Raw genomic sequence first — 12,155 nt, 5'->3', positions numbered from 1 at the left:
TGGATCGAAGGTGATGTAAAAGTACTGGGTACTTTTGTGTCACCTTCGTTTATTTGCCAAGAGGTTCATGTTGATTTTTAATAGAAAAGTCTAATGAAAATCGTAATAATAACACTAAACCTTTAATTTTTGAGTTCAGTAGCATATAATAAGAAAGGGTTATTGAGAACACACAATAATGATTTTCATGGTACAATAACAAGTGATGGATCATTACAGGAGGGAACACTATCATGGTTAAAGAAAAAACAAGATATAAAGCTGTGATTGCCGATCATACATACACGATTATCGGACAAGAAAGCAAACAACATATGGATTTAGTAACAAAATTAGTTAATGAACAATTGGCTGAGATCAAACACATTTCACCACAAACAAATGACGAACAAGCCTCTGTTTTATTAGCGATCAATGCAATTTCAGATCAACTCAAAAAACAAGAAAAAGTGCTTAAACTAGAACAGGAAGTTGCCGAACTAAAAAAACGGACGATCCGCTTAGCAGAACTTGAAAATCGCATCAAACGAATTGAAACAATTGAAGAAGAAGCAAGAGATGTCTTGAAAAAAAATGGTCAAGAAGATGTCGAAATCCATAATCATATGGAAGCACAACAAATTTTAAACGAAAATCGTAAACAACAAATTCAGAGTAAAAGCACTCAAGACCAATAATCTGAGAGGATGACAGGATGTTAACATTACTCATTTTACTATTACTAGCGATTGGATTTTACACAGGTGCTAGACGCGGATTGATTCTACAAGTTTTATATACATTGGGGTATCTTTGTTCTTATTTTATCGCTAGATCCTATTATAAGACACTAGCTGCCCAATTAGAATTATTCATCCCATATCCTTCACCAACAGCTGATACTAAATTGGTCTTTTTCAATCAAGAACTTACGCTTGATTTGGATCAAGCATTTTATGGAGCAGTCGCATTTTTAATTATTTTAGCGGTAGGCTGGTTAGTTGTACGCTTTTTGGCTATTTTTGCTCATGGGCTAGTTTTTGTGCCAGTATTAAAGCAGGCAAACTGGCTCGCAGGTGGCGTCATTAGTTTGATCGTTATTTATGTTGGTATTTTTTTAGTTTTAAGTACGTTGTCAATGTTACCCGTTGATGCAATCCAAAATCAATTCAAAAATAGCGGATTAGCTCGATATATTATCAAAGACACGCCGATTTTTTCTAAACAAATCTATCATCTATGGATCGAGCAGATGATTAAGTAAAAAGATATCAGCTCAGCAGACAAAACAGTTGAGCCGTAATGACTCGTTCCAAGTCTTACAAGAACAGAAGGTGAAAAAATGAATACACGTATTTTAACAACATTAGGCTTTGACAAGGTCAAACAGTTGCTCTCTCAATATATTGTTACAGCTCAAGGCTTAGAAGAAATTGAGCAGTTAGTGCCAATAAATGATGCTACTCGTATTCAAGCATGGCTGGAGGAAACAGAAGACGGCTTGACACTCCAACGTTTACGTGGTGGAATCCCTATTCCTAAGTTGGAGAATATTCGTCCTCACATGAAACGAATTGAAATTGGCGCTGATTTGAATGGTGTTGAGCTTGCTCAGATTGGTCGTGTACTATCAACGACTTCTGAGGTTATTGGTTTCTTTAACGATTTAGAGGATAGCGAAATTGAATTACTGAGACTCTATGCTTGGATTGAGCAATTGATTGTGCTACCAGAGCTTAGTCGCAGATTGAAAGAGTCGATCGATGAAGATGGCCGTGTAACGGATGAAGCTTCTCCAGAATTAAAAATAATTCGTAATAATATTCGTAGAAGTGAACAGACAATCCGTGAGCAATTGGATGGGATAGTTAGAGGGAAAAATGCTAAATATCTAAGTGACGCGATCGTGACTATGCGAAACGAACGCTACGTTATACCTGTTAAACAAGAATATAAAAGTGTTTTTGGCGGCGTAATCCATGATCAAAGTGCTTCTGGTCAAACGCTTTTCGTTGAGCCAAAACAAATTGTGGATTTAAACAATCGTTTACGTCAACATCAAATTGCTGAACGAAATGAAATCGAGCGTATTTTATCTGAGTTATCAGCTGAATTAGTACCTCATCGCAATGATATTCTGCACAATGCAAATGTTATAGGAAAATTAGATTTTATAAATGCCAAAGCCCGTTTTGGTAAGGAATTAAAAGCCGTTGTTCCGAAAATCAGTGAAGAGAATCAGATCTATTTCAAACAAGCGAGACATCCCCTTTTAGATCAAGACAAAGCTGTTCCAAATGATATCACTATTGGAAAGGAATATCAGGCTGTCGTCATTACAGGACCTAATACAGGTGGTAAGACAATTACGCTTAAAACACTAGGTCTGCTTCAGTTGATGGGACAATCGGGTTTACCAATACCAGCGGGGGAAGAAAGTCAAATGGGCATATTTGCTGAAGTTTTTGCTGATATTGGCGATGAGCAATCTATTGAGCAAAGTTTAAGTACCTTTTCTTCTCACATGACGAATATTGTTGATGTATTGAAAAAAGTTGATAGCCACAGTTTAGTGTTGTTTGATGAATTAGGTGCAGGAACTGATCCTCAAGAAGGAGCGGCATTAGCAATTTCAATTTTAGACGCGTTAGGTAGTAAAAGTGCCTACGTGATGGCAACTACGCATTATCCTGAATTAAAAGTATATGGGTACAATCGTGCAGGTACAATCAATGCTAGTATGGAATTTGATGTGGATACATTAAGTCCAACGTATCGCTTATTGATTGGTGTTCCAGGGAGAAGTAACGCCTTTGAAATTTCTAAACGCTTAGGCTTGGATACATCAATTATTGATGAAGCAAAACATATTATGGATGGCGAGAGTCAAGATCTCAATGAAATGATTGCTGATTTGGAAAATCGCCGTAAGATGGCGGAAACGGAATATTTAGAAGTGCGTCATTATGTTGACGAAGCTGAGCGACTATATAGAGAACTAAAAGAAGCTTACGGATACTTTTTTGATGAACGTGAAAAAGAAATGGCCAAAGCACGTCAAAAAGCGAATGAACTTGTTTCCCAAGCAGAAGAAAAAGCCAGTGACATCATCTCTGATATTCGTAAAATGCAGTTGGCAGGTGGAAATCAAGGGGGTGTGAAAGAACATCAACTGATCGATGCCAAGTCAAAATTGTCACAGCTTCATCAAGAAGAAAACCATTTAGAAAAAAATAAAGTGTTGAAAAAAGCCAAAGAACAAAAGAAATTAAAATCAGGTGATGAAGTGATCGTCAATACTTTTGGTCAACGTGGAACCTTGATTCGTAAGTCTAGTGACCATGAATGGCAAGTACAATTAGGTATTTTAAAAATGTCTGTTGCTGAAAGTGATATGACACCTGTTGCTCCAGAAAAGGAGCCACTGCAACGAGTGACGGCTATTCGTTCTAGTGAAAGTAGCCATGTAGCGAATCAATTAGATTTACGTGGAAAGCGTTATGAAGAAGCGTTAGCAGAAGTAGACCAATACTTAGATGCTGCAATTTTAGCCGGTTATCCTCAAGTAACAATCGTTCATGGTAAGGGAACTGGAGCTTTACGAACTGGTATCACTGATTATTTGAAGAATCATCGTAGTGTGAGTAGTTATGAGTTTGCTCCAGGAAACCAAGGAGGCAACGGAGCTACGATCGTTAAATTTAAATAGGTTGCTTACCTTTAGTAAGCAGAAAACTAGTCGAATAAGCTATCAAGTGATATAATTAATTCAGATATAAGAAGTAGGAGGTCTATAAGATGACACAAGTAATTACAGATAAAGATTTTTCAACTGAAACAGATAGTGGTCTTGTTTTGATCGATTTTTGGGCAACATGGTGTGGTCCTTGTCGCATGCAATCGCCAATTTTGGAACAATTAAGTGAAGAATATGATGAGAGTGAAGTGAAAATTGCTAAAATGGATGTAGATGAAAATCCGGAAACACCAGCTTCATTTGGCATCATGAGTATTCCAACACTTCTTTTGAAAAAAGACGGAGAAGTTGTAGAAAAAGCGGTAGGCGTTCACTCAAAAGAACAATTACGTGCCTTAATTGAAAAACATATGTAGTAAATTCTTAGGATGAAGTCCTTCTTCATCCTATTTTTTATGCCTAAGGATAGAGAAGATGGTATAATGGAATCTATTAAAGAACATGAAAGGAAGTATTATGAACGAAAGAATCAAAAATAAATTAGCATTGCTTCCTGACCAACCAGGTTGTTATTTAATGAAGGACAAAAATGGAACGATCATTTATGTTGGAAAAGCTAAAGTTCTAAAAAATCGTGTACGTTCCTATTTTACAGGTAGCCATGATACAAAAACGGAAAGGTTAGTTAGTGAAATAGAGGATTTTGAATATATTGTGACTGAATCAAATATTGAGGCGTTACTTTTAGAAATCAATTTGATTCATAAAAACGATCCGAAATATAATATCATGTTGAAAGATGATAAGAGCTATCCTTTTATTAAAATTACAAATGAAGATTATCCACGGTTATTGATTACTCGAAAAGTATCAAAAGATAGAGCCTTATATTTTGGACCATACCCAGATGTAGGAGCAGCAAATGAAACCAAACGCTTGTTAGATCGACTTTTTCCTTTAAGAAAATGCCGTGTTTTGCCGAAAGAGGTCTGTCTATATTATCACATGGGGCAATGTTTGGCGCCTTGCGTATTTGATATTCCAAAATCAACTTATACTGAAATGGTAGCGGAAATCAAACGTTTTCTAAATGGTGGACATCCAGTGATACAAGAAGAAATTCAAAGAAAAATGGATGAAGCGGCTGAAAAGATGGAATTTGAAAAAGCTGCAGAATACCGTGATCAAATCAAAGCGATTGAAACGGTAATGACTCGTCAAAAAATGACAAATGCAGACTTGGTTGACCGAGATGTTTTCGGTTATGCAGTCGATAAAGGCTGGATGTGTGTACAAGTATTTTTTATTCGTCAAGGAAAGCTAATCGAAAGAGATGTTTCTATCTTCCCTTTTTACAATGAAGAAGAAGAAGATTTTTTAACATTTATCGGACAATTCTATCAAGAAAATGAACACTTTATTCCTAGAGAAGTGTTGATTCCAGATAATATCGATAAAGTGAGTGTGGAAGCCATGCTTTCGACAAAAGTGTTACAGCCTCAACGAGGAGAAAAAAAGAAACTAGTAAAGTTGGCTGGAAAAAATGCTACAGTTGCTTTGCAGGAAAAATTTGATTTAATCGTGCGCAAACAAGAGCGAACGATCGGCGCTGTTGAAAAACTAGGGAATGCTATGAATATTCCTGCCCCTGTTAGAATCGAAGCATTTGATAACTCGAATATTATGGGAACAGATCCGGTTTCAGCAATGGTTGTTTTCATCGATGGGCGTCCAGATAAAAAAGAATATCGAAAATATAAAATCAAGACTGTTAAAGGACCTGATGACTATGCTTCGATGCGTGAGGTAATCTATCGCCGTTATTCACGTGTGCTTAAAGAGAATTTACCCTTTCCAGATTTGATTGTCATCGATGGTGGGAAAGGCCAAGTTGATGCAGCTAAAGAAGTGTTAGACAACCAGTTAGGCTTAGATATTCCTATCGCTGGTTTAGCAAAAAATGATAAGCATAAGACGAGTGAATTGCTTTTCGGTTCTGATTTGAACATTGTTCCTTTGGAAAGGAACTCGCAAGAATTCTTTTTACTCCAACGTATTCAAGATGAAGTTCACCGGTTTGCGATTACATTCCATCGACAATTGCGAAGTAAAAATAGTTTTTCTTCCCGATTAGATGACATTGAAGGCTTAGGTCCAAAGCGTAAGAAGGAGCTTTTGAGACAATTTAAGTCGCTGAAAAATATTTCAGCAGCTTCAATTGACGAATTGAAAGCATCAGGGTTACCCAAAAATGTCGCGAAAAATGTCTATGATCACTTACATCAAGAAGAAACGGATATTAATTAAAATAACTAGATAAATAGGAATAAAAAGCTAAAAAATCATGATTAATTTTAGCTTTTTTCTTTTTATTTAATTTTAATCATATATTATTTGTCAAGTAAAAAGACTCGGTTTGCAAAAAAAAATTTGACATGGTCCAGAACTCACGATACTATATCATTAGATGATATATCACCAGCTGATATAAAGGGGTAAGTTATCATGGAAGATTCACTGACAGATTCCACTTATTTGATTCTGCTAGCACTATTAAAACCTCAACATGGTTATGCTATCATGAAAGAAGTCAACGCTTTAACAAAGGGACAGGTAAATATTGGTCCGGCAAGTATGTATACTATTTTAAAAAAATTACAAAAAAACGAGTTTATTACATTAAAGGAGAGTAGTGAACGAAAGAAGACGTATTTGATTACAGACAAAGGGCTTCATATCTTAAAGATAGATATCGAGCGCCGCAAACTTCTTTATCAAGCTGGAAACTGTCTGTTAGCTGAAAAAGGAGAAATGAATGAACATGTTTAAGGGGAAGAAATATATTTTTTCTAGGGGAATTGCCTTCTATCCTGAAAAGGAAATGCAGCTTTTGAAAAAACAAGCAAGTAAGGGATGGCACTTCAAGAAAATGAGTCATATCGGGTTTCTTGTGTTTGAAAAGGGAACGCCAGAAGACAAAGCATTCTCAGTTGATTTTTTTGATGGATTACCAGAAGAATTGTCTGAATATTTAGTGATTTATCAAGAAGCTGGTTGGGAAAACATTGCAAATTATAAAAAAAAGTATTTCTATTTTAAAGCTGATTGTGATACACCAACCATTTATTCGGATTCTGAAAGTTATTGGCTTCGTATGAAAAAAGAATGGATTTGGTTATCAATTCGTTCACTTTTTTATTTCCCACTAGGGATAGGTTTGCTTATTTTACTATTTTTAACGAAAACATTACAGGAGCATTTTTTATCTAGCTTAGGTATTCGGACTTTACTTGCTTTTATAGGGATGTTATGTATTGCATTACCGATCGGAGTGGCAATCAATGTTGCTTTTTCAATAATTATTTATAGTGATCGTACAAAATATTACAATCAACCAGAACGATTTGCCAAACGACAAAAAATAGTTAGAGATTCTCTGTTTCTGGCAATGATCGGTTTTATAATAGGTGTGTTGATCAGTATCTTGCTGAAGAATTCTTTTTAGAAATACTGAGGCATGGTAAGATTCGATAAAGATCAAAATAAACATTGATCTATAAAAGAGGTAAATTACTTTTTATATAAAAAAGTCGATTTAAATTGAATAACAGGAGGAGAAAAAATGTTAGAAGTAAAGAATTTGGTTAAAACATTTGGGAATTATACAGCCGTAGATAATATGTCGTTTGAAATTCCAGATGGCAAAATACTTGGGTTGATTGGCCAAAATGGCGCAGGTAAAACAACAACTTTTCGTTTGATTTTGGATTTTTTAACACAAGATAGCGGCGTTGTACTTTGGAATGGTCATCAGTTAAGCGGGAAGGATTATAATGACATCGGCTATTTACCTGAAGAACGCGGCTTATATCCGAAAGTTTCGATTCAAGAACAACTGCTCTATTTTGCTCAACTAAGGGGAAAGAGCAAAAAGGAGATCGAGCCTAAAATTGATGAATGGATGGAAAAGTTCAAAGTCAAAGGGAAAAAAACGGATAAAGTCAAATCACTTTCTAAAGGGAATCAGCAGAAAGTCCAATTGATTGCAACACTAATCCATGAACCAAAATTAGTCATATTAGATGAACCATTCAGTGGATTAGACCCTGTTAATGCAGAGCTTTTAAAAGATGGAATCATAGCATTGAAAGAAAAAGGTTCATGTGTTATTTTTTCTAGTCATAATATGGACAATGTTGAAAAGATTTGTGATCACCTTGTAATGTTGAGAAGTGGTAAAATGGTTCTTAACGGCAAAGTCCATGAAATTCGGGAAAGCTTTGGACGTACGAAAGTTTTCTTGGAGTCACCATTACCACCAGAAGATATTTTAGGAATCAACGGTGTAGAATCAGCAGTAAAACGTAGTGACGGTGTTGTTGAAATTACTTTAAATGACCCTAAAGCGGGTGAAGAAATTTTTGCACGTGCAACACAATTTGGTTATATTCCAATGTTTAATCAACAGCCACCAACCTTAGAAGAAATATTCAAGATGAAAGCAGGTGAGCCAAATGAGTAAATTTTGGATTATAGCAAGTGATGTTTATAAAAAGAATGTTAAATCAGTTTCTTTTGTCGTTATGATTTTGGTACCATTTATTGTGATGGGCATTATTTATATTGCAGGTTCGGTAGCCGGTGGTTTTTCTGAAGATACAAAAGTTGGTCTTGTTTCAGATAATCAAGAATTATCTAAACAGTTAGCGAAATCAAAAACTGATGATTATACATTCAAAGTTGTTACGTCTCAAAAAGAGGCTGAAAAACAATTGAAGAACAAAGAGCTGGATGCTTTTCTGGTATTAGACACTGAAACAGAACAGATTCAAGGGAAATTATATGCAGAATCTTCTTTAGGCACAACAACTGAATTGATGATGGGACAAATGCTCAATGGACTTCAGTCTTCATTGAATGCAAGTAAGCTAAATTTGACTCCCGAACAATTGACAAGCCTAAGCCAGCCTGCTAATTTTGAAAAAACGAAAGTTAGCTTTGATGAAGATGGAAAAATGACGACAGGACAAGATAATACAGCTATTCAGTCGGCAATGTCTTTTGTGATAACGATTATTCTTTGGGTGATCATCATTACCTACGCTTCGATTATTGCCCAAGAGATCGCATCTGAAAAAGGAACGCGTATTATGGAAGTCATCTTATCAAGTACCAAAGCCCAAACTCATTTTTATGGCAAATTGACAGGGGTTATTTTAGTGGCTCTTACTCAAATTGTAATTTATGCTGCGGCAATTGGTCTTGGTTACACGCAATTAAAGAATTTAGATATGGTCAAAGGGTTATTAGATGGACTTTCATCCGCTAATATATTAGGAAGCTTCTTGTACTTCACTTTAGCATTTTTCGTGCTAGGAATCTTAGTTTATTCAGTTTTAGCAGCTTTATGTGGGTCATTGGTATCCAAGCCCGAAGATACAGCCAAAGCTGTTCAGCCAATCATTTATATCGCAATGATCGGGTATTTTATCGGGATTTCATTAGGAACGACAGATCCGCAAAATATTGTGATTAAAGTATCGTCTTATATCCCATTGATTTCTTCTTTCATTATGCCAATTCGTTTAGCAAGTGAAACAGTCACGACAGCAGGAGCTATGATTTCTGTAGTGATTTTAGTTGTTTTCGGACTGTTACTAACAATGTTTTCAGCGAAGCTGTATAAATCTAACGTACTGGTTTATAGTGAAGGCGGCGTACTTAAATCATTGAAACAATCTATTTCGATTTTAAGAAATGAACGTAAAAAATAAATATAGTTGAATAAAAAGCTTAACTTAGAAAAGTAGAGATTTTTTAGGATCATTTAGCTAAACTAAAATGCTCTGAAACATAACACACAAAGTTATGTTTCAGAGCATTTTTTACAGTTTACGTAAAGGAACGGTTTGCCGCTCAATTAACTTAACATTCATTTCTTGTTCGGGAATTTTCTCCTGATTCAATTGATTATGAATATAAATAAACGAATTTTCAGCTTGTCGTTTTATCGAATAATCTACTGTTGTGATATGCATCAGACGACTGATTTCACTATTATCAAAGCCAATTACAGCGACATCTTCTGGAACTGAATAGCCTAAGTTTTGAAGCTCGGAAATAAAACCTGCGGCGACTGAATCCGTATAAAAGGCCATAGCATCTGTTTTTTCAGTCATGTTATGCCAGCGTTGAGCAATGCTTAGGCCATTGTCCAATCTTGATTTATCATAAAAAATCCATTCATCGTTGAAAGAAAGATTTTTCGTTTGATGGAAATCATCAATTGCTTTTATGCGTGCTTTTGTATTTAGATTTTCGTAATTGCCTAAGACGTGACCAATTGAGCGATATCCTCTTTGAAAAAGATAATCTAAAGAGCGTAGATAGCCAGAATAATGATCAACGTAAGAAGAGTAGATTCTTTCCGAATCGATGCGGTGCCAGGTAGCAATCGGCCCATAAATGCTGTATGGTTCGATTATTTCCCACTTGTTTGCTCTGGTTAATATAAAAAGGCCATCGAGTTGTTTGTATTTCATTTGATTCAACGCTTCGATTTCTTTCTTCTTATCACTACCAGTAAAGTATAAGGTTACATAATAGTTATATTTTTTAGCAATGGAAATAAAACTTTCGAGAAAAATGCCTAAAGGATCGATAAAACCATGTGCGAGAAAGCCGATGGTTTTGGTTTCACCGCTTTGTAGATTTCGAGCAATCAAATTAGGAGAATATGCTAGCGCTTCCATTGCGTCTAGTACTTTTTCTCGACTTTCTTGGCTAACATATCCATTACCAGAAATCACTCTCGAAACTGTTGATTTAGAAACTTGCGCTTGTTTAGCGACATCAATAATTGTAGTCATTTCAACACCTCACTAATTAAAATGGACAGAGTAGAGTGACAATTTCTTTCCTTATAAAGTATAACATAAAAAATCGAAAAAAAGAGCTTGACATGGGAACATTCCCACAAACTATGATAAGAATGTAAACGATGTCAGAACATATTCTGAACAAAAAATCAGGAGGGAAACACATGACTAGAGAAGCATTGAAAATCGCAACAATCGGTGGAGGTTCAAGTTATACACCAGAATTGATCGAAGGATATATTAAAAGAAAAGATGAACTGCCAATCCAAGAAATTTGGTTAGTCGATATTGAAGCAGGAAAAGAAAAGTTAGAAACAGTAGGAGCTATGGCTAAACGAATGGTCAAAGCAGCTGGTTTAGATTGGGAAGTCCATTTAACCTTAGATCGTCGAGCAGCGTTAAAAGATGCTGACTTTGTATCAACACAATTTCGCGTAGGCTTACTTGACGCTCGTATTAAGGATGAACGTATTCCGCTATCACATGGTGTTTTAGGCCAAGAAACAAATGGAGCTGGTGGTATGTTTAAAGCATTCCGTACAATTCCTGTGATTCTTGGAATTATTGAAGACATGAAAGAATTATGCCCAGATGCTTGGTTAGTTAACTTTACCAATCCAGCTGGAATGGTTACCGAAGCTGCAATTAAGCACGGTGGTTGGAAAAAAACGGCTGGCTTATGTAATGTGCCAATTGGTCACAGAAAACAAGCAGCAGAAAAATTAGGGATTCCTGAAGATGATCTATTCTTCAAGTTTGCGGGAATCAATCATTTTCATTGGCATCGTGTTTGGGACAAACAAGGAAATGAAAGAACGCAAGAATTGATCGACTTAATCTATGGTCCACAAGAAGATTCTGAAAGTCATTTGAAAAATATTCATAACGCACCATTTCATTATGAGCAAATCAAAGATTTAGGTATGTTGCCATGTGGCTACCATCGTTATTACTATATTGAAGACGAAATGTTGAAGCATTCAATTGAAGAATTTGAAAAAGGAGAAACAAGAGCTCAAGTAGTAAAAGAAACCGAAGCTCGTTTGTTTGAATTATACAAAGATCCTAATTTAGATTACAAACCAAAAGAATTAGAACAACGTGGCGGCACGCATTACAGCGACGCAGCTTGTGAATTGATTGCATCGATTCATAATGATAAGCGCACGGATATGGTTGTTTCAACAGAAAATAATGGTACGATCACAGACCTTCCTTATGATTGCGTTGTGGAAGTTTCTGGACCTGTAACAGCACATGGACACGAACCTTATAACTGGGGAGCATTTCCTCCAGCTGCCCGTGGCATTATTCAAGTGATGAAAGGAATGGAAGAAACTGTGATTCGCGCAGCGATCGATGGTGATTATGGCGCAGCCTTACATGCATTTACAATCAATCCTTTAGTGCCAGGCGGTTCCATGGCTAAAACCTTGTTAGATGAATTATTGATTGCGCACAAGAACCATTTACCAAACTTTACTGAAGCAATCACTAAAATCGAAAAAGAACAACCGGATACAGTTGCCTATGTAACAGAATTGATGAAGAGCAATTAAAATTAAAAAAACCTGATTTTGTCAAGAATGGCAAAATCAGGT

At 35.9% G+C, this 12,155-nt stretch carries 11 protein-coding genes; 10 read left to right on the top strand and 1 reads right to left on the bottom strand.

Going from position 1 to position 12,155, the window contains the following annotated elements; translation table 11 throughout:
- The first annotated feature begins 233 nt into the window (after positions 1–233).
- The 9 genes from zapA to BCR24_RS11875 all read left to right on the top strand — a co-directional run bounded on the left by zapA (position 234) and on the right by BCR24_RS11875 (position 9,450).
- On the top strand, positions 234–677 hold the full coding sequence (gene zapA / locus BCR24_RS11915; RefSeq protein ID WP_069640746.1) for a cell division protein ZapA: 444 nt from the start codon (positions 234–236) through the stop codon (positions 675–677).
- Positions 678–694: 17 nt separating this feature from the next.
- The gene (locus tag BCR24_RS11910; protein WP_069640745.1) at positions 695–1,243 is read left to right on the top strand and encodes a CvpA family protein; all 549 of its coding nucleotides are present in this window, start codon (positions 695–697) and stop codon (positions 1,241–1,243) included.
- A gap of 78 nt (positions 1,244–1,321) precedes the next feature.
- A complete protein-coding gene (locus BCR24_RS11905) occupies positions 1,322–3,688 on the top strand; it encodes an endonuclease MutS2 (protein WP_069640744.1) in 2,367 nt (788 codons plus the stop codon).
- An 89-nt stretch (positions 3,689–3,777) separates the two neighbouring features.
- Positions 3,778–4,092, top strand: coding sequence for a thioredoxin (gene trxA, locus BCR24_RS11900; protein WP_069640743.1), 315 nt, complete (start codon positions 3,778–3,780; stop codon positions 4,090–4,092).
- A gap of 100 nt (positions 4,093–4,192) precedes the next feature.
- Positions 4,193–5,983, top strand: coding sequence for an excinuclease ABC subunit UvrC (gene uvrC / locus BCR24_RS11895; RefSeq protein ID WP_069640742.1), 1,791 nt, complete (start codon positions 4,193–4,195; stop codon positions 5,981–5,983).
- 198 nt (positions 5,984–6,181) lie between these two features.
- Positions 6,182–6,505: a PadR family transcriptional regulator gene (locus tag BCR24_RS11890; RefSeq protein WP_069640741.1), complete on the top strand. Its 324-nt coding sequence runs from the start codon at positions 6,182–6,184 to the stop codon at positions 6,503–6,505.
- Entirely contained in the window at positions 6,492–7,181 is a 690-nt protein-coding gene (locus BCR24_RS11885; RefSeq protein ID WP_083244397.1) for a DUF2812 domain-containing protein, read from the top strand. Before BCR24_RS11890 ends, BCR24_RS11885 begins: the two co-directional genes overlap by 14 nt.
- Before the next feature lie 117 nt (positions 7,182–7,298).
- On the top strand, positions 7,299–8,198 hold the full coding sequence (locus BCR24_RS11880; protein ID WP_069640739.1) for an ABC transporter ATP-binding protein: 900 nt from the start codon (positions 7,299–7,301) through the stop codon (positions 8,196–8,198).
- A complete protein-coding gene (locus BCR24_RS11875) occupies positions 8,191–9,450 on the top strand; it encodes an ABC transporter permease (RefSeq protein WP_069640738.1) in 1,260 nt (419 codons plus the stop codon). Before BCR24_RS11880 ends, BCR24_RS11875 begins: the two co-directional genes overlap by 8 nt.
- Before the next feature lie 111 nt (positions 9,451–9,561).
- Here the strand turns inward: BCR24_RS11875 and BCR24_RS11870 are convergent, their stop codons facing one another.
- Positions 9,562–10,545, bottom strand: coding sequence for a LacI family DNA-binding transcriptional regulator (locus tag BCR24_RS11870; RefSeq protein WP_069640737.1), 984 nt, complete (start codon positions 10,543–10,545; stop codon positions 9,562–9,564).
- A 173-nt stretch (positions 10,546–10,718) separates the two neighbouring features.
- Here BCR24_RS11870 and BCR24_RS11865 point away from each other — a divergent pair, with 173 nt between their 5' ends.
- Positions 10,719–12,113: a 6-phospho-beta-glucosidase gene (locus BCR24_RS11865; protein WP_069640736.1), complete on the top strand. Its 1,395-nt coding sequence runs from the start codon at positions 10,719–10,721 to the stop codon at positions 12,111–12,113.
- Positions 12,114–12,155 lie beyond the last annotated feature (42 nt).

It is taken from the genome of Enterococcus ureilyticus, assembly GCF_001730315.1.
Taxonomy (GTDB): Bacteria; Bacillota; Bacilli; order Lactobacillales; family Enterococcaceae; genus Enterococcus_L; species Enterococcus_L ureilyticus.
The sequence above is the reverse complement of the archived record's forward strand: the minus strand, read 5'-3'. Positions and strand labels throughout refer to the sequence as shown.